The 23,377-nt window shown below is 72.7% G+C and carries 24 protein-coding genes; 11 read left to right on the top strand and 13 right to left on the bottom strand.

Annotation, left to right across the window (positions count from 1 at the left end; translation table 11 throughout):
• The first annotated feature begins 334 nt into the window (after positions 1-334).
• Positions 335-1,291: an aldo/keto reductase gene (locus ABD369_RS08505; protein WP_344635631.1), complete on the top strand. Its 957-nt coding sequence runs from the start codon at positions 335-337 to the stop codon at positions 1,289-1,291.
• Between the two features lie 96 nt (positions 1,292-1,387).
• On the opposite strand, the gene ABD369_RS08500 is transcribed toward ABD369_RS08505, so the two are convergent.
• From ABD369_RS08500 to ABD369_RS08490, 3 genes are all read right to left on the bottom strand, one after another.
• Complete coding sequence (locus ABD369_RS08500) at positions 1,388-1,978, bottom strand: GNAT family N-acetyltransferase (RefSeq protein WP_344635630.1); 591 nt, start codon at positions 1,976-1,978, stop codon at positions 1,388-1,390.
• Between the two features lie 192 nt (positions 1,979-2,170).
• Positions 2,171-2,845 (bottom strand): nitroreductase family protein, encoded by a 675-nt coding sequence (locus ABD369_RS08495; protein ID WP_344635629.1) that lies wholly within the window; start codon positions 2,843-2,845, stop codon positions 2,171-2,173.
• A 113-nt stretch (positions 2,846-2,958) separates the two neighbouring features.
• Entirely contained in the window at positions 2,959-4,596 is a 1,638-nt protein-coding gene (locus ABD369_RS08490; RefSeq protein ID WP_344635628.1) for an ABC-F family ATP-binding cassette domain-containing protein, read from the bottom strand.
• A 302-nt stretch (positions 4,597-4,898) separates the two neighbouring features.
• Here ABD369_RS08490 and ABD369_RS08485 point away from each other — a divergent pair, with 302 nt between their 5' ends.
• From ABD369_RS08485 to paaK, 4 genes are all read left to right on the top strand, one after another.
• Complete coding sequence (locus tag ABD369_RS08485; protein WP_344635627.1) at positions 4,899-6,506, top strand: ABC-F family ATP-binding cassette domain-containing protein; 1,608 nt, start codon at positions 4,899-4,901, stop codon at positions 6,504-6,506.
• 156 nt (positions 6,507-6,662) lie between these two features.
• Complete coding sequence (locus ABD369_RS08480) at positions 6,663-6,914, top strand: hypothetical protein (RefSeq protein WP_344635626.1); 252 nt, start codon at positions 6,663-6,665, stop codon at positions 6,912-6,914.
• A 2-nt stretch (positions 6,915-6,916) separates the two neighbouring features.
• Positions 6,917-7,285 carry a toxin Doc gene (locus ABD369_RS08475; RefSeq protein WP_344635625.1) on the top strand — a complete coding sequence of 123 codons (369 nt, stop codon included), beginning with the start codon at positions 6,917-6,919 and terminating at the stop codon, positions 7,283-7,285.
• Between the two features lie 280 nt (positions 7,286-7,565).
• Positions 7,566-8,825, top strand: a complete 1,260-nt coding sequence (gene paaK / locus ABD369_RS08470) for a phenylacetate--CoA ligase PaaK (protein ID WP_344635722.1) — start codon at positions 7,566-7,568, stop codon at positions 8,823-8,825.
• Between the two features lie 88 nt (positions 8,826-8,913).
• Here the strand turns inward: paaK and ABD369_RS08465 are convergent, their stop codons facing one another.
• From ABD369_RS08465 to ABD369_RS08435, 7 genes are all read right to left on the bottom strand, one after another.
• Positions 8,914-9,198, bottom strand: coding sequence for a hypothetical protein (locus ABD369_RS08465; RefSeq protein ID WP_344635624.1), 285 nt, complete (start codon positions 9,196-9,198; stop codon positions 8,914-8,916).
• A gap of 225 nt (positions 9,199-9,423) precedes the next feature.
• Positions 9,424-10,071 (bottom strand): Pr6Pr family membrane protein, encoded by a 648-nt coding sequence (locus ABD369_RS08460; RefSeq protein WP_344635623.1) that lies wholly within the window; start codon positions 10,069-10,071, stop codon positions 9,424-9,426.
• A 140-nt stretch (positions 10,072-10,211) separates the two neighbouring features.
• The gene (locus tag ABD369_RS08455) at positions 10,212-10,856 is read right to left on the bottom strand and encodes a response regulator transcription factor (RefSeq protein WP_344635721.1); all 645 of its coding nucleotides are present in this window, start codon (positions 10,854-10,856) and stop codon (positions 10,212-10,214) included.
• Between the two features lie 88 nt (positions 10,857-10,944).
• On the bottom strand, positions 10,945-12,252 hold the full coding sequence (locus tag ABD369_RS08450; protein WP_344635622.1) for a sensor histidine kinase: 1,308 nt from the start codon (positions 12,250-12,252) through the stop codon (positions 10,945-10,947).
• Positions 12,253-12,313: 61 nt separating this feature from the next.
• Positions 12,314-12,466: a hypothetical protein gene (locus tag ABD369_RS08445; RefSeq protein WP_344635621.1), complete on the bottom strand. Its 153-nt coding sequence runs from the start codon at positions 12,464-12,466 to the stop codon at positions 12,314-12,316.
• Positions 12,467-12,635: 169 nt separating this feature from the next.
• Positions 12,636-12,899: a DUF1876 domain-containing protein gene (locus ABD369_RS08440; protein WP_344635620.1), complete on the bottom strand. Its 264-nt coding sequence runs from the start codon at positions 12,897-12,899 to the stop codon at positions 12,636-12,638.
• Between the two features lie 162 nt (positions 12,900-13,061).
• Positions 13,062-13,523: a hypothetical protein gene (locus ABD369_RS08435; protein ID WP_344635619.1), complete on the bottom strand. Its 462-nt coding sequence runs from the start codon at positions 13,521-13,523 to the stop codon at positions 13,062-13,064.
• A 348-nt stretch (positions 13,524-13,871) separates the two neighbouring features.
• On the opposite strand from ABD369_RS08435, the gene ABD369_RS08430 reads away from it, so the two are divergent.
• The 4 genes from ABD369_RS08430 to ABD369_RS08415 are packed head-to-tail and all read left to right on the top strand — an operon-like array spanning position 13,872 to position 19,626.
• A complete protein-coding gene (locus tag ABD369_RS08430; RefSeq protein ID WP_344635618.1) occupies positions 13,872-15,014 on the top strand; it encodes a CaiB/BaiF CoA transferase family protein in 1,143 nt (380 codons plus the stop codon).
• Positions 15,015-15,030: 16 nt separating this feature from the next.
• Positions 15,031-16,173 (top strand): acyl-CoA dehydrogenase family protein, encoded by a 1,143-nt coding sequence (locus ABD369_RS08425; protein WP_344635617.1) that lies wholly within the window; start codon positions 15,031-15,033, stop codon positions 16,171-16,173.
• 35 nt (positions 16,174-16,208) lie between these two features.
• Positions 16,209-17,423, top strand: coding sequence for an acetyl-CoA C-acetyltransferase (locus ABD369_RS08420; protein ID WP_344635616.1), 1,215 nt, complete (start codon positions 16,209-16,211; stop codon positions 17,421-17,423).
• A gap of 37 nt (positions 17,424-17,460) precedes the next feature.
• Positions 17,461-19,626, top strand: coding sequence for a 3-hydroxyacyl-CoA dehydrogenase NAD-binding domain-containing protein (locus ABD369_RS08415; protein ID WP_344635615.1), 2,166 nt, complete (start codon positions 17,461-17,463; stop codon positions 19,624-19,626).
• A gap of 211 nt (positions 19,627-19,837) precedes the next feature.
• On the opposite strand, the gene ABD369_RS08410 is transcribed toward ABD369_RS08415, so the two are convergent.
• Positions 19,838-20,563, bottom strand: a complete 726-nt coding sequence (locus tag ABD369_RS08410) for a MerR family transcriptional regulator (protein WP_344635614.1) — start codon at positions 20,561-20,563, stop codon at positions 19,838-19,840.
• 213 nt (positions 20,564-20,776) lie between these two features.
• On the opposite strand from ABD369_RS08410, the gene ABD369_RS08405 reads away from it, so the two are divergent.
• A complete protein-coding gene (locus ABD369_RS08405) occupies positions 20,777-21,046 on the top strand; it encodes a hypothetical protein (RefSeq protein WP_344635613.1) in 270 nt (89 codons plus the stop codon).
• Positions 21,047-21,113: 67 nt separating this feature from the next.
• On the opposite strand, the gene ABD369_RS08400 is transcribed toward ABD369_RS08405, so the two are convergent.
• On the bottom strand, positions 21,114-22,046 hold the full coding sequence (locus tag ABD369_RS08400; RefSeq protein WP_344635612.1) for a M56 family metallopeptidase: 933 nt from the start codon (positions 22,044-22,046) through the stop codon (positions 21,114-21,116).
• A 3-nt stretch (positions 22,047-22,049) separates the two neighbouring features.
• A complete protein-coding gene (locus ABD369_RS08395) occupies positions 22,050-22,496 on the bottom strand; it encodes a BlaI/MecI/CopY family transcriptional regulator (protein ID WP_344635611.1) in 447 nt (148 codons plus the stop codon).
• Between the two features lie 228 nt (positions 22,497-22,724).
• Between ABD369_RS08395 and ABD369_RS08390 the strand changes: the two genes are divergently transcribed.
• Positions 22,725-23,375, top strand: coding sequence for a hypothetical protein (locus ABD369_RS08390; protein ID WP_344635610.1), 651 nt, complete (start codon positions 22,725-22,727; stop codon positions 23,373-23,375).
• Positions 23,376-23,377: the final 2 nt, after the last annotated feature.

The following is a 23,377-nucleotide window of genomic DNA, read 5'->3' as shown; positions in this document are numbered from 1 at the left end:
AATGAACCGCCCGCCGGCTGAGCCCGGTTGTCGATGAGGGTGCGCAGGCCGGTGGTCTCGCAGCCGCGGGCGCGGGCTTCGGTGGCGATCCGGAGCCCCGCGCCCGCGGCATGCGGCTCCCCGTCGATCATGCGATGGTCAACGGGCACCGACGATCCGACGACCGGTCGGAAGTCCTGCCCGGCCGAGGTTCTCGTTCCATCGGCCCGGAGTGCGGCGGCCCGGTACGTGGGGTCGGGTGTGGAGGCTTGACCTGGAGTGCGCTCCAAGGGGCAGAGTCGGTCAGGTACTTCCGGAGACCACGTACTCCCGGAACGGTCTGGAGGAGAGAGACATGCGCAACACGACGCTGGGAAGCACCGGACCCGAGGTCGGCGTGATCGGGCTCGGCTGCATGGGCATGACCTGGGCGTACGACCCGAGCGGGCGGGACGACGAGGTGTCGCTCGGGGTGGTGCGGGAGGCACTGGACCTCGGGGTCACGCTGATCGACACCTCGGACATCTACGGTCCCTACACCAACGAAGGACTGGTCGGCCGGGCGCTGGCCGGCCCCTACCGGGAGCGGGCGGTGCTGGCCACCAAGGTCGGCCTGGTGCCCGGGACGGGCGACGTCCGGACGGCGAACGACGGGCGTCCCGAGCACGTGCGCAAGGCGATCGACGACAGCCTGCGCCGGCTCGGCACCGACCACGTCGACCTGTACCAGCTGCACCGGGTGGACCCGGCGGTCCCGATCGAGGAGACCTGGGGCGCGCTCGCCGAGGTGGTCGCGGCGGGCAAGGCCCGGTGGATCGGCCTGTCCGAGGTGACGCTCGAGCAGATCAAGCGGGCGCAGGCGGTGCACCCGGTGGCCTCGGTGCAGAACGAACTCTCGCTCTGGACCAGGGACTCGCTCGCCGAGGTGCTCCCGTACACCGAGGAGCAGGGGATCGCCTTCCTGCCGTTCTCGCCGCTCGGCCGGGGCTTCCTGACCGGCCGGATCACCTCGGCGAGCGACCTGGCGGCCGACGACTGGCGCTCGACCCTGCCGCGCTTCCAGGCCGAGGCGCTGCAGGCCAACCTGGCTCTGGTGGAGAAGGTCAAGGAGATCGCCGCCAGGGTCGGTGCCACCCCGGCACAGGTGGCGCTCGCCTGGGTGCTGGCGCAGGGGCGGTACGTGATCCCGATCCCGGGTACCAAGACGCCCAAGTACCTGGCGGACAACGCCGCCGCGGCGGACGTGCGGCTCGGTGCGGCCGACCTGGCCGAGCTCGACGCGATGGCGGCGCCGGTCGGCGGCAGGTACTGAACAGCCCGGTCCGGATGTGCCGTTGTGGGCCGCGGGAAGCCGTGGAGCTCCCTGCGGCCCACGGCGCACCGGTGAGCGGACGTCCCGGGGAGGCGTTCAGGCGGTGGGCCGCTCCGTGATCCAGATCAGCCTGCGCCCGGTCTCGGCGGGTGCGGTGGGCTCGAAGTCGTCCACCCGGTCCAGCCGGTAGCCGAGCTTGCGCGGGACGGCGGCGCTGGCCAGGTTGCCCTCGTCGCAGTGGATCTCCACCCGGCCGACGCCCGGCAGGGCGAGCGCGGCCTCGGTCAGCGCGCGGGCCGCGGCGGTCGCCAGGCCGTGGCCGACGTGGTCGACGGCGACCCAGTAGCCGATCTCCAGCGCGCCCGGGCCGATCCGCCCGTGCAGGCCGAAGGCGCCGACCACGCTGCCCGGTCGGTCGTCCGCGCCGAGCAGGTACATGAAGTCGCTGCCCGCCTGCCAGGCGTCCACCCCGGCCCGGGTCATCTCCCGGGTGTGGTCCAGGCTCGGCGTCTCCCCTGCCCATTCCATCCACGGCCGCAGGTGGTCGAGGCTGGCTGTCACGGCGGCGTTCAGCTCGGGGGCGTCCGCCACCGTACGGCGGCGCAGTGAGAACCCGCCCGGCAGCGGGATCAGCTCGGGCGGGCGCCCCTCGGTGACGGCGGCGAGCTCGTTGGTGCTTTGACTCATGACCGGATTATTTCCCTCCGGTATCGGCGCCGAACAGCGGTTTTCTGGGGGCATGTCAGCTCTCGGGGGCGCGTGGGCGACCGGTGCGGGCCGGTTGCGGACCGTTGCGGCGGCAGCGCGGCGGCGCGGAGGGTGCGAGCGGCACTCGCGGCGCGGGCGGTGGTGGGCTGCGACGGGCGGCGGCCGGCCGGGTCAGAGGCGGATCAGGACCTGGTCGAGGTCCTTCCGGCGCAGGTCCGGCACCCGTGCGCCGTCCGCCGGGTAGCCGACCGGGATGACGTACGCGGCACGCTCCTCGGCCGGGCGTTCGCACACCTCGTTGAGGAAGCGCATCGGGCTGGGCGTGTGGGTGAGGGTGGCGAGGCCGGCCTGGTGCAGGGCGGTGAGCAGCAGGCCGACGGCGATGCCGACCGACTCCTTGGTGTAGTACGGGCGCGGCGACTGCGGGCCCTTGTGCACCTCGAAGACCACGATCACGGCGGGGGCGTCCTCCAGGAACGGCTTGCGCCAGTCCGTTCCGATCGGCCGGAGGGCTTCGAGCCACTCCTCGGAGGCGCGGTGCCCGTAGAACTCGCGCTCCTCCGCCTCGGCGGCCTCGCGCAGGCGCCGCTTGCGCTCCGGGTCGGTGATCACCACGAACCGCCAGGGCTGGACGTGCGCACCGCTGGGTGCGGTGGCGGCGGTACGGACCGCCCACTCGATCACGTCGTCGGGGATCGGGCGGGTGGAGTAGTCGCGGACGGTCCGGCGCTGCGACATCACGTCGTGGAAGGCCCTGCAGCGGGCTGCGGCCTCGTCGGCGGGCACCGTCGTGGGGCGGAGCGGAACCGTCGGATGTCCGGCTGCTGTCGATGCACTGTCAACCATGTCGCCCAGCACAGCACATGACGCGGCCCGGCGGAAGGGCGGGCCGCAGGGCGGCGGCAGCACGAGCAGCCGCCGCACGCGCGGCCCGGCCCTTCCGGCGCGGCGCCGCGCTCTCAGTGCTCCCGGACCCGGCCCGCGGTGACCTCGATGCGGCGGTTGACCGAAACGGTGTCGAGCATCCGCCGGTCGTGGGTCACCAGCAGCAGGGTGCCGGTGTACGAGGCGAGGGCGGACTCCAACTGCTCGATGGCAGGGAGGTCCAGGTGGTTGGTGGGCTCGTCCAGGACCAGCAGGTTGACCCCGCGGGCCTGGAGCAGGGCGAGCGCCGCCCGGGTCCGCTCGCCGGGGGAGAGGGTGTCGGCCGGGCGCAGCACATGGGCCGCCTTCAGACCGAACTTGGCCAGCAGGGTGCGGACCTCCTCCGGCGAGAGCTCGGGCACCGCCGCCGCGAACGCCTCCGCCAGCGGGTGCGCGCCGAGGAACAGGCCGCGCGCCTGGTCCACCTCGCCGACCACCACGCCCGAGCCCAACGAGGCGCTGCCGCCGTCCAGTTCGAGTCGCCCGAGCAGCGCGGCCAGCAGCGTGGACTTGCCCGCGCCGTTGGCGCCGGTGATCGCGACCCGGTCGGCCCAGTCGATCTGCAGGTCCACCGGCCCGAAGACGAAGTCCCCGCGCTCGACCGAAGCCGCGCGCAGGGTGGCGACCACCGAGCCGGAGCGCGGCGCGGTGGCGATCTCCATCCGCAGCTCCCACTCCTTGCGCGGCTCCTCGACCACCTCCAGGCGCTCGATCATGCGCTGGGTCTGCCGGGCCTTGGCGGCCTGCTTCTCGGTCGACTCCTGCCGCATCGCGCGGCCCATCTTGTCGTTGTCGCCGCCCTTGCGGCGGGCGTTGCGGACGCCGTGCTCCATCCAGTTCCGCTGCATCCGGGCCCGCGCCTCCAGGCCCGCCCTGGTGTCCGCGTAGTCCTCGAACTGCTCGCGGGCGTGGCGGCGGGCCACCTCGCGCTCCTCCAGGTAGGCCTCGTAGCCGCCGCCGTAGAGGTTGACCTGCTGCTGGTGCAGGTCCAGCTCCAGCACCCGGGTGACCGTGCGGGCCAGGAACTCGCGGTCGTGGCTGACCAGCAGGGTGCCCGCGCGCAGGCCCTTGACGAAGGACTCCAGGCGCTCCAGGCCGTCCAGGTCCAGGTCGTTGGTGGGCTCGTCCAGCAGGAACACGTCGTAGCGGGAGAGCAGCAGCGAGGCCAGGCCCGCGCGGGCGGCCTGGCCGCCGGAGAGTCCGGTCATCGGCGCGTCCAGGCTCACCTTCAGGCCCAGCGAGCCGGCGATCTCCTCCGAGCGCTCCTCCAGGTCGGCGCCGCCCAGGTCCAGCCAGCGGTCCAGACCGGCCGCGTACGCGTCGTCCGCGCCCGGACGGCCCTCGACCAGGCCCTCGGTGGCCTCGTCCAGTGCGGCCTGCGCCGCGGCCACGCCGGTACGGCGGGCCAGGAAGTCGCGGACCGACTCACCAGCGCGGCGCTCCGGCTCCTGCGGCAGGTGGCCGACGTTGGCGGTCGGCGGGCTCAGCCTGACGGTGCCGCGCTCGGGGGTGGAGAGACCGGCCAGCGTCCGCAGCAGGGTGGACTTGCCCGCGCCGTTGACCCCGACCAGGCCGACCACGTCGCCGGGGGCGACGACCAGGTCCAGGCCGGAGAACAGGGTGCGGTCGCCGTGGCCGGCGGAGAGGTCGTTGACTACGAGAGTGGCGCTCATGATGCCCCCGATCCTATCGGCGGCGGCGAAGGACCCTCTTCGGCAGCGGAAAAACCCTTTGCGGGCGCGGGACGGGCTCCCTACCGTTGATCCCGTTGCCGCCAGACGAGGAGAAGGCCGTTGCTCTACTGAGGTTGCGAGACATCGCCCCCACGCACCCAGATGTGTGCGTGGCGTGAGCGTGCGACCTCGGCGGCGGGCACCTTTCCTGCGCCTCCTCGCGATCTCCTTCCCTTCGCGACCGCACCGCGCGGTGTCTCCCGTGTAGCTCCCCACCCGTAGCGAACACACCGGAGGCCTCCATGGCACATCCCACCACCGCCGTCCTCTGCACCGACCTGGGCTTCGAGTGGGCCGACGGCACCGTCGTCCTGGACGGATTCCACCTCGCCGTCGGCCCCGGCCGCACCGGCCTGATCGGGCTCAACGGAGCGGGCAAGTCCACCCTGCTGCGCCTGATCGCCGGCGAACTCACCCCCGCCACCGGCACCGTCCACATCAGCGGCGAGTTCGGCTATCTGCCCCAGGACCTCACCCTGGACACCGCGCAGCGCGTGGACGAGGCGCTCGGCATCCGGGCCGCCCGCGAGGCACTGCACGCCATCGAGTCCGGCGACACCGACGAGCGGCACTTCACCGCGATCGGCGAGGACTGGGACGTCGAGGAGCGTGCCCGCGCCACCCTCGACAAGCTCGGCCTCGGACGCCTTGACCTCGACCGCACCACCGGCGAACTCTCCGGCGGCGAGGCGGTGCTGCTGCAGCTGGCCGCGCTGCTGCTGCGCCGCCCGGACGTACTGCTGCTGGACGAGCCGACCAACAACCTTGACCGGCACGCCCGTTCACTGCTCTACCAGGCCGTCGAGAGCTGGCCCGGGGTCATGGTCATCGTCAGCCACGACCGCGAACTGCTCCAGCACGTCGACCAGATCGCCGAGCTGCGCGACGGCACGGTCACCTGGTACGGGGGCAACTTCGCCGCCTACGAGCGCACCGTGGCCGCCCAGCAGGAGACCGCCGAGCGGCTGGTACGGGTCGCCGAGGCCGACGTCCAGCGGCAGCAGCGCGACCTGATCGAGGCCCGTACCAAGCTCGCCCGCAGCGCCAGTTACGGCAAGAAGCGCTCGGTGCAGCGCAACGACCCGAAGATCTTCGCCGGCAAGTTCAAACGACAGGCCGAGGAGACGGCCGGGCGGGTGAAGGGCATGCACACCGACCGCCTCGCCGAGGCCAAGGAGCGGCTCACCGCAGCGGAGGAGGCCGTCCGGGACGACGCCGAGATCCGGATCGACCTCCCGCGCACCTTCGTCCCGCCGGGCCGCACCGTGCTGCACCTCGACCGGGTCCGGCTGCCGTACGGCGCCTACGCCGACCTGGAGCTGCGCGGGCCCGAGCGGATCGCGCTGGTCGGCCGGAACGGCGCGGGCAAGACCACCCTGCTGCGCACCATCGCGGGTGAACTCGCCCCGTCAGCCGGGGAGATCGGCGTGCCGGTGCCCGTGCGCTACCTGCCGCAGCGCCTCGACCTGCTGGACGACGGCCGCTCGGTGGCCGAGAACGTCAAGGCGTACGCGCCCGGGGCGGGCGACAACGCGATCCGGGCCCGACTGGCCCGTTTCCAGTTCCGGGGCGCGCGGGCCGAACAGCTCGCGGGCACCCTCTCCGGCGGCGAGCGCTTCCGGGCCGCACTGGCCGCCCTGCTGCTCGCCGACCCGCCGCCGCAACTGCTGCTGCTGGACGAGCCGACCAACAGCCTCGACCTGGCCAGCGTCCGCCAGCTCACCCAGGCGCTGGCCGGCTACCAGGGCGCGCTGATCGTGGCCAGCCACGACGTGCCGTTCCTGCGCGGGATCGGGATCACCCGATGGCTGGAGCTGGACGGCGAGTTGCGGACCGTCGACACTCCCTGACGGTTGCTCGCCCACTCACCTCCGGGCCGAAGGAACCGGCACCGACGGGCCGCCCCCAGCCTTCGGCCGGGGGTACCCCCCTCGGCCCGGGGCGGGACGCTGAGGGGTGACCGGGAGGGGTGCCGCGAGCCGGCGCCCCTCCGGTACCATCCCCGCATGCCAGCGCTCAGTATTGAGTACACGGAGCTCGAACTCGCGGCGATCCGCGAGGCCGCCGCCGCGGACGGCAAGAGTGTCAAGGCGTACGTGCACGACCTGAGCGTCCGTGAGCAGAAGCGGCGCACCTTCGTCAGCCACGCGGTGGCCTTCTGGAACGCCCACGTCGAGGAGTTCGACGCGGCCTTCCCCGAGGACGCCCCCGACGCCGAACACCGCGACGGTGCGCGCCCCGATCCGGCCGCCGCCTGACGATGCTCCAGGTCGACATCCGCTGGCTGCTCGACGTCCAGGAGCTGGCCTCACCCGAGGACCTCAGCGTGCGCGACTACTCCGCGCTGCAGGCCGCCGTCGCCCGCCACCGGGTCAACACCGTGCAGCTCGGCCATGACGCCGATCCGGCCTGGTGCGCGGCCGCCCTGATGCACACCATCGTGCTGCTGCGGCCGCTGCCCGTCCGCAACAACCTCTACGCCTGCATGGCCACCGCCGCCTACATGCACGCCGCCGACGAGGGCATCGACCCGCCGTACGGCGCCCTTGTCGAACTGGCCCGCGACGTGGCAGAGGGCACCGCGGACGTCTTCACCGCCGCCCGGCGCATCCGCTCCTGGCGGATCTGAACCGCTGCGCCCTCCGGGCCGTCGCCTCCGGTCGGTGACCGTCCGGACACGCGCGGGCGGACATCGGTGCGATCCCTTGACAGCCGGATCACCTGCTGGATTACTGGCCTTCACACCGCCGATGACCGAATGTTCGGTCGGCATGCCGGGCCCGCGGCAGGGTCGACGGCAGCCGATCGGAGAGGACGCGCCGTTGAGCCACACCCCGACCGAAAGCACCGGAGGCGGCCGGCGCCTCGGCGAGCCGACCCCGGTGGAACTCCTCGACGCCGGGGAGCGGATGAGCCGCGAGGAGCTCAGGTCCCACCAACTCGTCCAGCTGCGCGCCACGCTGCGCCACGCGTACGACCATGTCGAGCTCTACCGGCGGAAGTTCGACGCGGCCGGGGTCAAGCCCGAGGACTGCCGCACGCTGGAGGACATCGCCCGGTTCCCCTTCACCACCAAGGCGGACCTGCGGGACTCCTACCCGTTCGGGATGTTCGCCGTCCCGATGGCCGAGGTCCGCCGGCTGCACGCCTCCAGCGGGACCACCGGGCGGCCCACCGTGGTCGGCTACACCGAGCACGACCTCTCGCTCTGGGCCGACCTGGTGGCCCGCTGCATCCGCGCCGCCGGCGGCCGGTCCGGGCACCGGGTGCACATCGCCTACGGGTACGGGCTGTTCACCGGGGGACTGGGCGCGCACTACGGGGCGGAGCGGCTCGGCTGCACCGTCATCCCCGCCTCCGGCGGCATGACCGCCCGGCAGGTCCAGCTGATCCAGGACCTCCGACCCGAGATCATCATGGTCACGCCGTCGTATCTGCTCACCCTGCTGGACGAGTTCGAGCGCCAGGGCATCGACCCGCGCGGCACCTCGCTGCGGACCGGCATCTTCGGCGCCGAGCCGTGGACCGAGGAGATGCGCCGCGAGATCGAGCAGCGGATGGGCATCCACGCGGTGGACATCTACGGGCTGTCCGAGGCGCTCGGTCCCGGTGTGGCACAGGAGTGCGTGGAGACCAAGGACGGGCTGCACCTGTGGGAGGACCACTTCCTGCCCGAGATCGTGGACCCGCTCACCGACCGGGTGCTGCCCGACGGAACGGGCGGCGAGCTGATCCTCACCTCGCTCACCAAGGAGGCGCTGCCGGTCATCCGCTACCGAACCCGCGATCTGACCCGGCTGCTGCCCGGCACCGCACGTCCGGCCTTCCGCCGGATCGAGAAGATCACCGCGCGCTGCGACGACATGATCATCCTGCGCGGGGTCAACGTGTTCCCGAGCCAGATCGAGGAGATCGCGCTGCGAACGCCCGGCGTGGCACCGCACTTCCAGCTGCGGCTGTCCCGGCGCGGCCGGCTGGACCACATGACGGTCCGGGTCGAGGCGCGGCCGGACACCGGGCCCGAGCGGCGCGCGGCAGCCGCCGAGGAGATCGTCAGGAGCGTCAAGGACGGAGTGGGCGTCACGGTCGAGGTGGAGGTCGTCGACCCGGAGACGCTGGAGCGCTCGGTCGGCAAGATCCGCCGGGTGGTGGACCTCCGGGAGCGGTGAGGCCCTGCGGAGGGATCGACTTCGATGCCCCGGTGCCGTTGTGACGCAGCGCCAGGGGCTGGGGATCCGGTGCTACTCCGGAAGGTCGCTACGCAGAAGCCACAACCCGGCCGGCCGTGACCTGAGGGGCGTTGGGGAGCAGCGACGCGAGGTTGTCCCGTACGAAGTCCGCTGCCCTCTTGATCGATTCTTCGGCCCCGGTCTGGTCCTCGAAGACGCTGGTCGACACCATCACCCCATCCCCGGCGTCGAGCCAGTAGTAGGCCACGAACCCGGGGACCTGCCGGAGGAGAGGCACGAATCCCTGGCTCACCCGGCGTCCCACCTCGGCAGGATCGACCACCCCTTCGTACCGCCGAACCGCTGCGTACATAGCTGTTCTCCTCACGGATCCCGAGGTCATCTCGTGGGGAACGGCATACCCCTACCGGGCGTCTCCCGCTCACGAACCGTCCGGCAGGCACCCGGAAAGCCGCAGTGGTGATCCACATGGAGCATCTGCCGTCGGGACCGGGCTGGGGTGAACCGTCGACCTTCGCCTTTCGGGCAAGTTCGGCGCCCAGCGCCCAGTGACAGCAGACGTGTCTTCGTCGATCTCTCAGCCGGCGGCCGGGCGGAGCTTGCGACGGATGGTGGTGCCCAGGCGGTCGAGGGCGACCACGGTGGCGCCGAGGGCGATGAACTCGACGGTCAGCTGGGCGATCTGGCCGCCGACCCAGGCGTAGCCGTTCTGGGTGGGGTCCAGGAAGAAGTACGGGTACTTGTTGTCGAAGTGCGGGAAGAGCGCGGCGCGCAACTCGGTGATCGCGGCGTAGCCGAGCGGGAAGGAGAGCCAGAGCGGCAGGTCGCGCCAGTGCGAGACGTTGCGGGGCTTCAGGCAGAGCCAGTCCAGCATGACCATCACCGGTGACACGTAGTGCAGGAAGAAGCTGGACCAGTTCTGCAGGCGATCGGGGCCGGATACAAGGCCCGGCAGCGGGTTCGCGCCGTGGTTGAGGATGATGTGGGCGACCAGGCCGGTGATGGTGATGTAGAGCACGGCGGCGCCGCGCAGCCGGGGCGCCGCGGCATCGGTGGTGTCGCGTCTGACCATCCAGTACACCGCGCCCGTGAAGTAGCCGAGCACTATGACGTTGCTCTGGACGGTGAAGTAGACGAGGGAGCTGGTACCGAGGATCAGCCCGAGTCCGGCCGAGAGCACGATGGCCAGGCGCCACCAGAGGGCAGGGCGGGTCCAGACAGACATGCGCTCACCGGTTCTTCTCGTACGGTCCGTGGGATCGTGGCACTCTACCCACGGGTACCGACTGGGCGAAACCCGCCAAAGCCGACTTCCGGGACGGGCGCTGCCCGGCCGGCGTCCGCACCGGGACGACAGCCGACGGCTCAGCGGGGGCGGACGAAGCCGGACTCGTAGGCGGCGATCACGGCCTGGGTGCGGTCCCGGACGCCCAGCTTGCCGAGGACGCTGGCGACGTGGGTCTTGACCGTCTCCGGGCTCACCACCAGCCGTTCGGCGATCTCGCCGTTGGTCAGGCCGGCGGACATCAGCCGCAGGATCTCGCCCTCCCGCTCGGTCAGCCGGGGGAGCGGGGCGGGGGTGCGCCCGCGCCGGGCGGCGTGGTGCACGGCCAGCTCGCGGACGGCGGCCGGGAACAGCAGCGAGTCGCCGTGCGCCACCAGCCGGACGGCCTGCACCATCTCCTCGGCGCGGGCCCGCTTCAGCAGGAAGCCGGCGGCGCCGGCGCGCAGCGCCTCGTACACGTGGTCGTCGTTCTCGAAGGTGGTGACCACCAGGATCTTCGGCGGCGGCTGGAGCGCGTCCAGGACCAGTTCGGTGGCCCGGATGCCGTCCAGGCCGGGCATCCGGATGTCCATCAGGATGACGTCCGGCTGCAGTTCGCGGGCCAGCGGGAGGACTTCGGCGCCGTCCGCCGCCTCGCCCACCACAGTGATTCCGGGCTCGGCGTCGAGCACCACCCGCAGGCCGGTACGTACCAGCCGTTCGTCATCGGCGATCACCACGCGGATCACGGCCGTCCCCCTCTGCTGTACTCGGTACCGCCGTACGCGGTGGTCGTGCGGTCAGTGTGGTCGTGCGGTCAGTGTGGTTGCGCGGTCAGTGAGGCTGTGCGGCATTCGCCGGCGGTGCCGGCGGTGCGGAGACGGGGAGCCGGACGGAGAGCCGCCAGCTGCCGTCCGGCTGCGGCCCGGCCCGGTAGTCGCCGCGCCGGGACTCGGCGCGCTCGGCTATCCCGCGCAGTCCCCGGCCGCCGCCGGGGCGGCTGGGGCGGTCGGCGCCGAGCGGGTTCTCCAGGTCCACCTCCAGCCTTCCGCCGGAGAGCCGGAGCCGCAGCCGGGCGGGGACCGGGCCGGCGTGCCGGAGCACGTTGGTGAGGCCCTCCTGGACCACCCGGTAGGCCTCGCGGGAGAGTTCGGGCGGAAGGTCGCCGAGCCCGGGGCCGGTGTGGGTCTCCACGCGCACTCCGGCCAGGCCCATCTGCCGTACCAGGGTGTCGAGTCCGGCGAGTGTCGGGCCGCAGTCGGCGCGGCGGCCGTCGGCGGTGTCCTCGCGCAACAGGCCGAGGACGGTGTCGAGTTCGGCGACCGCCGCGCGGGCGGTCTCCTCGATGGCCTGCAGCGCCTCCGCGGCGAACTCCGGGTCCGAGCGCAGGACCCTGCCCGCCGCTGCCGCCTGGATGGTCACCGCGCTGAGCGCATGGCCAACCGAGTCGTGCAACTCCCGTGCCAGCCGGTTGCGGTGGGCCAGTTCGGCGGCGCGCTGTTCTGCGGCGGCCAGCCGCTCGTCGGGGGTCGGGCCGAGCAGTGCGGGTGCGCAGCGGGCCAGCAGGGCGCCGGAGAGGGCGTTGGTCGTCAGCAGTAGGAACAGCAGGGCCGGTGCGATCAGCAGCTCCGGCGGCGCGTACTCGCCGAAGGCGCGGTGGAGCGTGTCCCGTCCGGTGTGCCCGAGCGCACCGGAGGAGGAGGCCAGAAGGAACAGCACGGTGGGCGGCACCGTGAGCGACATCCCGCTGACGATGCCGCCGAGCAGGACGTGCAGTACGAACCACGCCGACGTCCGCCGGCGTGCCGCCCAGCTGCGGGCGGGGGAACTCGCCAACTCCCGTACCGGACCGCCGCGTCGGGGTGCGAGCGCGCCCGCGCACAGCGCCCGGGCCGCCGCGCCTTCGAGCGGTCGGACCATCGGGACCAGCGCCGTGACCGCTGCCATCGGCAGCGAGAGCGGGAGCGCGATCAGTTGGGCCAGGAGCTGCTGTCCGGGGTCCGTGTTACCCCTCGGGAGGGCCGGGGTCAGCAGCACGGTGGACAGCAGCCAGTACGGCATCAGCAGCGCGCCGCCGAGCACCAGGTGCACCCAGCGCAGCGCGGCGCGCCGTCCGACCAGGGCACCCAGCACCGTACTCACCGTGCTGACCCTACGTCAGCTGCGGGCCGTGCGGGGGTGCAGCGGGAGACGGCCGCTGTCATCAGCGGTCCGCATCCGTGATCCCGCCGTTCGGCCGGAGCGGTTCGAGTGCCGAAGGCGGGACGGTGGCGGCGGTCACGGCGCCGCTGCTGCGCAGGTCGGCGCTGAGCGTGCCGCGCACGCCGCCGTGGTGGGAGAGGTCGATGAGGCCCATGGCCACCACTCTCCCGCCGCCGGCCCGGTGCGGTCATCGCCCCCGGCTACGATCGGCCTCCCTCCGGCGGGGGAGGCCGACCTCCTCCCGGAGGCCGGTCGGTCCGGGCGCGGTCAGCCGGCCGGGCCGGAGGAAACGGGCGAGTGGCCGGGGTCAGGGGAGACCCGGGTCAGAAGATCAGGTGGGCACGCTCGTGGGTGCGGACCTCGATTCCGGTGGCGGCCTTGTTGATCAGTTCGTGCGCCAGGTTGGAGCAGGCGCGGGCGGCGGCCAGCTCCTCGCCGACCGTGGCGTCCGGGGTGTCGTCCGGATTGCGGCGGGCCACACCGAGGCCCTGGACACCGGGAGCGCTGAACCCGCTCAGCGAGGCGGTGCAGGTGGTGCGGTCCTCGTCCTCTTCGAAGTTGAGGTCGACGATCCAGTGGTTGTGCATGGCGGCTCATCTCCTCGGATGGAGAGATCGTAAGCATCAGAATCCGCCGGGCCGCGGGCGTTGGCAAGGCGTGGCCGGGGTCCGGGCGCTCTCCGCCTCCGGCCGTTGACCCTCGGTGACGCGGAGCCGCGGGATGGGTGACAGTGGCCTGACACTGCCGACTCACGACACGGAGGCGCGGCGGCGTGCCCGGTACACCGTCACCGCAGCGGCACCGAGGGCTGCCAGCGCGAGCACCAGGCCGCCCACCAGCACCGGGTTGACCCAGGACGGCACCAGTTCACCGTCCGGCCCGCACCGCACGCTCACCGGAAACGTCCGGGTGACGACCCCGTCCGCGGGGAAGCCCCGAGCGTTGCAGTACTTGCGGGCGGACGTCCACATCGGCCCCGACATCAGACCGGTACTGAACGCCCAGTACGCCGCGCAGACACCCAGGAGGGACAGCCGGACGAGCGCGCCGGCGTCGAGGGGGGAGCACCGCTCACGCCGGGCGAGCACCACCCGGCGCACCACCACGACCGCACCGATCAGGAACAGGACCGGTGCGATGTACGGGCCGAAGAAGGCGAGGCCGACGAGAACCATCGAGGCGTCGCCGGCCCCGGAGGCCGTCTCGATCACAGAAAGCGCTTGGGGCACGCACCGTTGGACTCGCTGCGCCACCGTACGGTTCCCCAGCCTCCCGGGTGAGTTCGTGGCGGCGTTCCGGCGGTGGGGCTGGTCCCGCGGATGATGGCCGGTGCCGCCCGCCGCGACCCGAACCGATCGCGCGGCTTCCCGGGAGGCGGCCGCCGCGTGGTGCCCCCGGCCCGGACGGTGCAGGTCGCAGGCAATGAGCCGGAGGTGGGCCGGCCGTGCGGTTCCCCGCGCCCCGGGGCGCCGCGCCCCTTGTTACCGGTGAGTCAGATCCCTATCATCACGACTGTGACAGCCAAACTGTCAAACACATCGGACAGGGGAGAGCCGCCGGTGCCGGAGCGCAGCAGTGGGCCGCTCGCAGGGGTGCGCGTGGTGGAGCTGGCGGGGATCGGCCCCGGCCCGTTCGCCGCGATGCTGCTGGCCGATCTCGGCGCGGACGTGGTCCGGGTGGACCGCCCCGGCCCGCCGGCGATCGGGCCGGATCCCGGCCACGACGTCACCAACCGCAACAAGCGCTCCGTGGTGATCGACCTCAAGTCGCCCGAGGGGCCCGGCCTGGTGCTCGAACTCGTCGAACGCGCCGACCTGTTGATCGAGGGCTACCGCCCCGGGGTGGCCGAACGGCTCGGCGTCGGACCCGAGGCGTGCCTGGCCCGCAACCCCGCGCTGGTCTACGGCCGGATCACCGGCTGGGGGCAGGACGGGCCGCTCGCCGCGAGCGCCGGCCATGACATCGGGTACGCCGCCACGGCGGGGGTGCTCGGGCTGATCGGCGCGCCCGGCCAGGCCCCGGCCATCCCCGTGAACCTGCTCGGCGACTACGCGGGCGGCTCGCTCTACCTGGTCGTGGGCCTGCTGGCCGCGCTGCACCACGCCCGCGCCACCGGCACCGGCCAGGTCGTGGACGCGGCCATCGTGGACGGCGCCGCGCATCTCACCGCGATCCTCTGGGGCCTGCTCGCCGCCGGGCAGTGGCAGGACCGGCGCGGCGTCAACCTGCTCGACGGCGGCGCCCCCTGCTACTCGGTCTACCGCACCGCCGACGGCGAGTACATGGCGGTCGGCGCGCTGGAGCCGCAGTTCTACGCCGAGTTCACCAGACTGCTGGAGCTGGAGGCCGACGCTCCGGGCCAGTTCGAGTCGGCCCGCTGGCCCGAGCTGCGCGAGCGGATCGCGGCCCGTTTCGCCACCCGCACCCAGGCCGAGTGGACAGCGGTGTTCGAGGGCACCGACGCCTGCACCGCACCCGTTCTGACGCTCGGTCAGGCCGCGGGTCACCCGCACCTCACGGCACGCGGCACCTACACCGCACACCAGGGCATCACCCAGCCGGCGCCCGCGCCGCGCTTCTCGGCCACCCCGGGTGGGCTGCGCCGCCCGCCCGCCCAGCCGGGCGCGCACACCGAGGAGGTGGCCCGCGACTGGGGCGTGGCCGGACTGCTGCCCGGCTCCGACCCGACAACCGATCGCTGACCTGGAGGAGAGCGCAGTGCAGCGCGAGATCTACACCGAGGAGCACGAGGCGTTCCGCGAGAGCGTCCGGGCGTTCCTGGTCCGTGAGGTGCTCCCGCACAACGACCGCTGGGAGCAGGCGGGCATCGTCGACCGCTCGGCCTGGCTGGCGGCGGGCAAGCAGGGGCTGCTCGGCCTCGCCGTCCCGGAGGAGTACGGGGGCGGCGGCACCCCGGACTTCCGCTATCCGGCCGTGCTGGCCGAGGAGTTCGCCAGGGCCGGGGTCAGCGGGCTGGCCCTCGGGCTGCACAACGACATCATCGGTCCCTACCTGACCTCGCTCGCCACCGAGGAGCAGCAGCGGCGCTGGCTGCCCGGGTTCTGCAGCGGCGAGATCGTCACCGCGATCGCGATGACCGAGCCGGGCGCCGGGTCCGACCTCCAGGGCATCCGCACCACCGCGGTCGACCAGGGCGACCACTACCTGCTCAACGGCGCCAAGACCTTCATCTCCAACGGCATCCTCGCCGACCTGGTGGTGGTCGTCGCCAAGACCACCCCCGATGGCGGTGCGCACGGCCTCAGCCTGCTGGTGGTGGAGCGCGGGATGGCGGGCTTCGAGCGGGGCCGCAACCTCGACAAGATCGGCCAGAAGGCCCAGGACACCGCCGAGCTGTTCTTCGACGACGTGCGCGTCCCGAAGGAGAACCTGCTCGGCGAGGAGAACCAGGGCTTCGTGTACCTGATGCGCAACCTCGCCCAGGAGCGCCTGGCCATCGCGGTCTCCGCGATCGCGGGGGCCGAGCACCTGGTCGAGCTCACCACCGCGTACGTCAAGGACCGCACCGCCTTCGGCCGGCCGCTCGCCAAGCTGCAGCACGTCCGGTTCGAGATGGCCGAGCTGGCGACCGAGTGCGCGGTCACCCGGACGTTCATCGACCGCTGCATCACCGAGCACAACCGGTCCGCGCTCACCCCGGTGGACGCCTCGATGGCCAAGTGGTGGGCCACCGAACTCCAGAAGCGCACCGCCGACCGCTGCCTCCAACTCCACGGCGGATACGGCTACATGGCGGAGTATCCGGTCGCCAAGGCGTTCACCGACGGCCGGATCCAGACCATCTACGGCGGTACCACCGAGATCATGAAAGAGATCATCGGCCGCTCCCTGCTCGGCTGAACCTAAGGCTCCGACCTCCCGAAAGGCATCCCACCGTGACCACCGAAGCGTACGTCTACGACGCGATCCGCACCCCGCGCGGGCGGGGCAAGGCCACCGGCTCGCTGCACGGCACCAAGCCGATCGACCTGGTGGTCGGCCTGATCCACGAGATCCGCGCCCGCTTCCCGGACCTCGACCCCGCTGCGATCGACGACATCGTGCTCGGTGTGGTCAGCCCGCTCGGTGACCAGGGCTCCGACATCGCCCGGATCGCCGCCGTCGCCGCCGGACTGCCGGACTCGGTGGCGGGCGTCCAGGAGAACCGCTTCTGCGCCTCCGGCCTGGAAGCCGTCAACCTGGCCGCGGCGAAGGTCCGTTCGGGGTGGGAGGACCTGATCCTGGCCGGCGGCGTGGAGTCGATGTCCCGGGTGCCGATGGGCTCGGACGGCGGCGCCTGGGCGATGGACCCGATGACCAGCTTCCAGGTCGGGTTCGTCCCGCAGGGCGTCGGCGCCGACCTGATCGCCACCATCGAGGGCTTCTCCCGCACCGACGTGGACACCTTCGCAGCCGAGTCCCAAGCCCGCGCCGCGAAGGCCTGGGCGGACGGCAAGTTCGACCGCTCGGTGGTACCGGTCAAGGACCGCAACGGACTCGTGGTGCTGGAGCGCGACGAGTTCTTCCGCCCCGGCACCACCGTGGAGACGCTGGCCGGCCTCAAGCCCTCCTTCGCCGCCATCGGCGAGCAGGGCGGATTCGACGCGGTCGCGCTGCAGAAGTACCACTGGGTCGAGTCGATCGACCACGTGCACACCGCGGGCAACTCCTCCGGGATCGTGGACGGCGCCGCCCTGGTCGCCATCGGCTCGCGCGAGATCGGCGAGCGGTACGGGCTGCGCCCGCGGGCCCGGATCGTCTCGGCCGCCGTCTCCGGCTCCGAGCCGACCATCATGCTCACCGGCCCCGCCCCGGCCACCCGCAAGGCGCTCGCCAAGGCGGACCTGCGGCCCGAGGACATCGACCTGGTCGAGATCAACGAGGCCTTCGCCGCCGTCGCGCTGCGCTTCATGCGCGAACTCGGCTTCAGCCACGACCAGGTGAACGTCAACGGCGGCGCCATCGCGCTCGGCCACCCGCTCGGCGCGACCGGCGCGATGCTGATCGGCACCCTGATCGACGAGCTGGAGCGCCGCGACCTGCGCTACGGCCTGGCCACCCTCTGCGTCGGCGGCGGCATGGGCATCGCCACCGTCATCGAGCGCGTCTGACCACCTCCTGACTCCCGCATCCCCAAGGACTCATCCCATGACCGAAGCAACCGTCATCCGCTGGGAGCAGGACGAGGAGGGCGTGGTCACCCTCGTCCTCGACGACCCCGCCCAGTCCGTCAACACCATGAACGCCGCCTTCACCGAGGCGTTCATCGCCGTGGTCGAGCGCCTCAAGGCGACCGGGAACCTGCGCGGCGTCATCATCACCTCCGCCAAGAAGACCTTCTTCGCCGGCGGAGACCTGCACCTGCTGCGCGCCGTGGAGCCCGAGCAGGCGGGCGAGTTCCTGGAGAACACGCTGCGCCTCAAGCGAGCCATGCGCGAGCTGGAGACGCTGGGCAGGCCGGTGGTCGCCGCGATCAACGGCGCCGCCCTCGGCGGCGGCCTGGAGCTCGCGCTCGCCTGCCACCACCGGATCGCGCTGGACGTACCCGGAAGCAGGATCGGCCTGCCCGAGGTCACCCTCGGCCTGCTCCCCGGCGGCGGTGGCGTGGTCCGTACGGTACGGATGCTCGGCATCACCGACGCCCTGCTCAAGGTGCTGCTGCAGGGCCGGCAGTACCGGCCGGCGCAGGCGCTGGAGATCGGCCTGGTGGACGAACTCGCCCAGGACACCGAGGAGATGACCGCCAAGGCGCGCGCCTTCATCGACGCCAACCCCGCAGCGGTGCAGCGCTGGGACGTCAAGGGGTACAGGATCCCGGGCGGCACCCCGGCCACTCCCGCCTTCGCGGCCAACCTCCCGGCGTTCCCGGCCAACCTGAGCAAGCAGCTGAACGGCGCGCCCTACCCCGCCCCGCGGAACATCCTGGCAGCCGCGGTGGAGGGCGCCCAGGTGGACGTGGACACCGCGCTGGTGATCGAGTCCCGGTACTTCACCGAGCTGGCCTGCGGACAGACCGCCAAGAACATGATCCAGGCGTTCTTCTTCGACATGCAGGCCGTCAACTCCGGTGCCGGCCGGCCGAAGGACGTGCCGGCCCGCAAGGTGGGCAAGGTCGCCGTGCTCGGCGCCGGGATGATGGGCGCGGGCATCGCGTACTCCTGTGCCAAGGCCGGGATGCAGGTGCTGCTCAAGGACGTCTCGCCGGAGGCCGCCGAGCGGGGAAAGGCGTACTCGGCCGGGCTGCTGGACAAGGCGGTGGCGCGCGGGCGGACCACGCCCGAGGAGCGGGAGGAGCTCCTGGCCCGGATCACGCCGACCGCCGAGGCGGCGGACCTGGCGGGCTGCGAGGCGGTGATCGAGGCGGTCTTCGAGAACCCGGAGCTCAAGCACAAGGTCTTCCAGGAGATCGAGGACATCGTCGCGCCGGACGCGCTGCTCTGCTCCAACACCTCCACCCTGCCGATCGGCCTGCTCGCCGAAGGGGTCACCCGCAGCGCCGACTTCATCGGCCTGCACTTCTTCTCGCCGGTCGACAAGATGCCGCTGGTGGAGATCATCCGGGGCCCGCGGACCGGCGATGAGGCGCTGGCCCGCGCCTTCGACCTGGTCCGGCAGATCCGCAAGACCCCGATCGTGGTCAACGACTCGCGCGGCTTCTTCACCTCGCGCGTCATCGGCCAGTTCATCAACGAGGGCGTGGCGATGGTCGGTGAGGGTGCCGACCCGGTCTCCGTCGAGCAGGCCGCCGCCCAGGCCGGGTACCCCGCCAAGGTGCTCTCGCTGCTGGACGAGCTGACCCTCACCCTGCCGCGCAAGATCCGTAACGAGGCGCGGCACGCCGTCGAGGAGGAGGGCGGGACCTGGCAGCCGCACCCCGCGGACGCGGTGATGGACCGGATGCTGGACGAGTTCGACCGGCCGGGGCGCAGCGGCGGCGCCGGCTTCTACGAGTACCAGGACGGCAGGCGCGTCCGGCTGTGGCCGGGGCTGCGGGAGCACTTCGGGAAGCCCGGGGTTCAGATCCCGTTCGAGGACATGAAGGAGCGGATGCTCTTCGCGGAGGCGCTGGACTCGGTGCGCTGCCTGGAGGAGGGGGTGCTGACCTCGGTCGCCGACGCCAACGTCGGCTCCGTCCTGGGCATCGGCTTCCCGGCCTGGACGGGCGGCGTGCTCCAGTACATCAACGGCTACCAGGGCGGGCTGCCCGGGTTCCTCGCCCGCGCACGGGAGTTGACGGCGGCGTACGGCGAGCGCTTCGAGCCGCCCGCACTGCTGGAGCGCCTCGCGGCGGAGGGCGGGCGCTTCCAGGACTGACAGTGAGGATGTGTGGTGGCTTGCGCAGCAGGGGCGCGGGGAACTGTGCGCGCAACCCCGCGACTTCGTAGTGGATGCTGCGAACCCGGACCCGCACTGTCCGAGGGGCACGGGGAACCGTGCGGGAGACCATGCGCCTCGGTGCCTGGCCGGTCGCGCGGTACCCCGCGCCCCTCGGGTGCTCGCCCGGCGGCGGGCCGTCCCGGCGGCGCTACGGCCGCTGCGCGGCCAGCTCGTCGGCGAGGGAGCGCTGGAAGGCCGTCACCAGGGCCTGGACCACCATCGGCTGGATCCGGTCGGTCAGTTCCTTCATCCGCTCCAGTTCCGCCGGCGGCGGGGCGCTCTCGCGGTAGGGCTTCCAGACCGTCTCGCGGAACAGCCGGTGCAGGTCGTGGGCGGTCGCCTGGCTGTGCAGGCGGACCACCGCGCGGGCCGCGACCAACGTCTCCAGCGGGATGGGCACGTCCAACACCCGTACCCCGAGCGGGAGCAGACCCGGATCGATCTCGAAGACCTCGGGGTCGTCGGTGCGGTGCAGCGCGCCCATCGCGGCCAGCCGGTCCACGTCGGCGTCCGAGAGTGCCCGGCCGGCCCGTCGGCCGAGCTGGTCGCGGGTGGCCTCCTCGGCGGCTTCCGGGGTCCAGGAGGCCACCAGTGCCCGGTGGATGGCCAGGTCCAGGGAGCTGATGTCCTCGGGCAGTTGGGCCAGGTACCGTTCGATCGCCGCCAGGGTGAGGCCCTGCCGCTGCAGCTCCTCGATCAGTTCCAGCCGCCCGAGGTGCTCGGGGCCGTACAGCCCGACCCGGCGCGGTCCCAGCTCCGGCGGCGGCAGCAGGCCCTTGGTGCTGTAGAACCGCAGCGTCCGCACCGTCACCCCGGCCCTGGCCGCCAGTTCGTCGACGGTGAGCCGCGGCGGCCCGGCCGGAGTTGCTGTCATGGAACGAAACCTCATGCTGAGTCAGGGAGAGCCCGATATGGCAGATCTGCTGTAACAGCATCAGTGTGACACTGCTCCGGCCCCGGGGTCCATGCCGGCGTGGCGGTACCGGCCCCCGCCGCGGGGCCGGTACCCGGTCGGGGACCTCCCCGCAGAGTTCTACAGGTCTGTAGAGTTCTGGTGGCAGTCGCCCACAGAGCAGGGGAGCGGACGGTGTACGGAACACAGGGGCGCTCCGGCGCAGCTCGGCGTCCCGGCGGCGGGGCCTTCCAGCCGCCGGAGGCGGAGGTGCGCCGGGTGTACCAGCCGGTCGAGGTGCACCGTGAGGACGGGACCTGGGCGCTGGGCCGGATCAACGCCTGGTGGCATCCGGCCGGCGGTGAGGCGTGGTGCCGGGTGCGGACCGTCGGCAAGGGCGGCGCGTTGACCTGGATGCCCTTCGACCCCGAGCGGCTGGTCCTGCTGCCGCTGTCGGGGATCTGAGCGGATCCGGAAGGCGTGAGGGCCGCCGGGCCGCGCCGCCCGACGGCCCTGGTCGGCGCAGGCCGGACTACAGCGGTGTGGCGGCCTTGAGCACGAGCAGCAGGGCGACGGCCGCGTTCAGCGCGGACAGCGCCGAGGCCGCGGTGCCGGCGGCGGCGACCATCGCGGCCAGGCCGACCGGGCTGTGCGCCGGGGGCCAGGTCTCGGGCAGCACCTCGGGGTTGAGCAGTGCGGCCACCCGGCGCGGGACGGGGCCGGGGGCGGCGAAGGCGGCGAACCCGGGTGCGGGTACGTGCCGGGTGACGAGGGCGGCCTTGGCGACCGCCCGGGCCGTCACCCGGCGGCTGCCGACGGTGTGCGCGGCCTCCTCGTCGGCCCAGCGCTCGGTGCCGTAGGCGACGGCCTTCTCCAGCGGCCGCAGGAACGGGTTGACGCAGCTGGCCAGTTGGGTCGCCAGCAGGTAGCGGTGGTGCCGGTTGGCCAAGTGGGAACGCTCGTGCGCGATCAGGGCCCGGCGCTCCTCGGTCCCGAGGCTGTCGATCATGCCGGTGGAGACGACGATCCGCCCGGGCGCGCCGGGCACCGCGTAGGCGTACGGGTTGCTGTCGGGCAGCACCGCCAGGTCGGAGTCGCGCGGCACGAACTCCAGGGCGTGCTGGGCGCGGGCCCTGATCCGCAGGTGCCGCCGCAGGGTGACCGAGCACATGGTGAGCACGGTGACCAGGACGATCACCGCCGCCGTACCGACCTCCTCGTGGAACGGCACCGCCGCGCGCACCTCAGGGTCGGACCAGTTGTCCGGCAGCGGGTTGCCCGGGATCTGCGCGGTGCCGACCACGAAGAGCAGGCCGAGGCAGAGCGAACTGCAGACCGCCATGCTCACGCTGATCCAGGTGAGCAACCGGACCGCGTTGCGCGGGTGCAGGTGGTGCTCGGCGAGGCGGGCGATCGGCAGCGCCGTCAGGGGCAGGATCAACGGGAGGAAGACGAAGACGCCCACGGCTCAGTGCTCCCGTCGCCCGGCCGGGCGGTCCTGCGGCGAGTACCCGTCCGCCGGGCGTCCCTCGGCGGAGCCGTCCAGCAGGGCCCGCAACCGGCGCTCGTCCTCGGGGAGCAGCGCGCTGACGAAGCTGGCCAGTACCGCGTCCCGGTCGGACTCGGTGTCGAGCACCCTGCGCATCCTCATCGCGGCCAGCCCAGCCGCGTCCGAGGCGGCCAGCCACAGATAGACCCGGCCCGAGCGGCTGCGGGAGACCGCCTGCTTGGCGAGCAGCCGGGAGAGGATGGTCATCACCGTGGTGTAGGCCAGTTCGCCGCCGAGGCGCTCCTGCACCCAGCCCGCGGTGACCGGCTCGGTGGCCTTGCTGAGCACCTCCAGGACCTGGCTCTCCAGTTCGCCCTGGCCCCGCTTGCGCGGCCGCCTGCCGAGATCGCCTCTGCTCCGGTCCATGGTGTCTCCTCCCGGCGGGCCCGCCCGTGCGCGCAGCGCGCGTCCGGCTGCGCGCTTCATCCTAGTGAGCGCGCGTGGCGGTGATGAGCGCGGGGCGGCGGCCGCACCCGCCCTCCGGCGGGGAACCGCCTCCTCTACACTGCTGTAGATTCAGTGTGCCGCACGCTTCATCCGCGACTCGGACAGCCGGCCGGGCCGGTCCGGCGTCCCACGCATCGGAGGACACCTGTGGACGTACCTCCCCGGCTTCGGCAGCAGGATCAGGCCGACTTCGAGCGTGCGCTCACCCAGGCCCTGGCCAGCGACGACATCCGGGCGGCGCTCGTACGCGGCGCCCAGGGCCTGGACCGGGCGAGCCTGCGCGCCCTGGCCCGGTCCGCTGCCGCGGAGATCGTCTCCGCGGCAGCGGACGAGTACGGCGAGTACGCCAGGCTGCGGGCCGCCGCGGACCTGGCCGGACCGCTCGGCGGACGGCCGCGCGAGGAGGGGGAGGGCCGGCGCGACGGCGGTCTGCTGAGCGCGCTCGCGGTCTTCACCCCGGTGCTGGCGGGTGCCACAGCGGTGCTCTGCTACCTGATCGGCAGCCTGCTCAGGTTCTTCGCGCGCTCCGAACGCCACCTGGCCGACTCGGTGACCGAGGTCGCCTGGTCCGCGGCGATCGCCGCGGCGGCCGGGGCGGTCGTCGGCGTGGTCGGACTGCTGGTCACGGCGGCCCGGCACCGCTCGGCCGCGCTGGCGCACGCCGAGGCCGCGGAGCCCGTCCCGGACAGCCTCCTGCTGGCCCGCGAGGCATGGCGGGCCGCCTTGCTCGAACGTGGGATGCTCCCCTTCCTGCTGGGCCGGCTGGAGCCCGCACCCGGCGGGGACCTGCCGCTCTGACC

It is taken from the genome of Kitasatospora cystarginea, assembly GCF_039533515.1.
GTDB lineage: Bacteria > Actinomycetota > Actinomycetes > Streptomycetales > Streptomycetaceae > Kitasatospora > Kitasatospora cystarginea.
The sequence above is the reverse complement of the archived record's forward strand: the minus strand, read 5'-3'. Positions and strand labels throughout refer to the sequence as shown.

Bases quoted from the DNA above. Each gene is read 5' to 3' on its own strand.
- ABD369_RS08505 (WP_344635631.1), top strand. From the start codon at position 335: ATGCGCAACACGACGCTGGGAAGCACCGGACCCGAGGTCGGCGTGATC.
- ABD369_RS08500 (WP_344635630.1), bottom strand. From the start codon at position 1,978: ATGAGTCAAAGCACCAACGAGCTCGCCGCCGTCACCGAGGGGCGCCCG.
- ABD369_RS08495 (WP_344635629.1), bottom strand. From the start codon at position 2,845: ATGGTTGACAGTGCATCGACAGCAGCCGGACATCCGACGGTTCCGCTC.
- ABD369_RS08490 (WP_344635628.1), bottom strand. From the start codon at position 4,596: ATGAGCGCCACTCTCGTAGTCAACGACCTCTCCGCCGGCCACGGCGAC.
- ABD369_RS08485 (WP_344635627.1), top strand. From the start codon at position 4,899: ATGGCACATCCCACCACCGCCGTCCTCTGCACCGACCTGGGCTTCGAG.
- ABD369_RS08480 (WP_344635626.1), top strand. From the start codon at position 6,663: ATGCCAGCGCTCAGTATTGAGTACACGGAGCTCGAACTCGCGGCGATC.
- ABD369_RS08475 (WP_344635625.1), top strand. From the start codon at position 6,917: ATGCTCCAGGTCGACATCCGCTGGCTGCTCGACGTCCAGGAGCTGGCC.
- paaK (WP_344635722.1), top strand. From the start codon at position 7,566: ATGAGCCGCGAGGAGCTCAGGTCCCACCAACTCGTCCAGCTGCGCGCC.
- ABD369_RS08465 (WP_344635624.1), bottom strand. From the start codon at position 9,198: ATGTACGCAGCGGTTCGGCGGTACGAAGGGGTGGTCGATCCTGCCGAG.
- ABD369_RS08460 (WP_344635623.1), bottom strand. From the start codon at position 10,071: ATGTCTGTCTGGACCCGCCCTGCCCTCTGGTGGCGCCTGGCCATCGTG.
- ABD369_RS08445 (WP_344635621.1), bottom strand. From the start codon at position 12,466: ATGGGCCTCATCGACCTCTCCCACCACGGCGGCGTGCGCGGCACGCTC.
- ABD369_RS08440 (WP_344635620.1), bottom strand. From the start codon at position 12,899: ATGCACAACCACTGGATCGTCGACCTCAACTTCGAAGAGGACGAGGAC.
- ABD369_RS08415 (WP_344635615.1), top strand. From the start codon at position 17,461: ATGACCGAAGCAACCGTCATCCGCTGGGAGCAGGACGAGGAGGGCGTG.
- ABD369_RS08410 (WP_344635614.1), bottom strand. From the start codon at position 20,563: ATGACAGCAACTCCGGCCGGGCCGCCGCGGCTCACCGTCGACGAACTG.
- ABD369_RS08395 (WP_344635611.1), bottom strand. From the start codon at position 22,496: ATGGACCGGAGCAGAGGCGATCTCGGCAGGCGGCCGCGCAAGCGGGGC.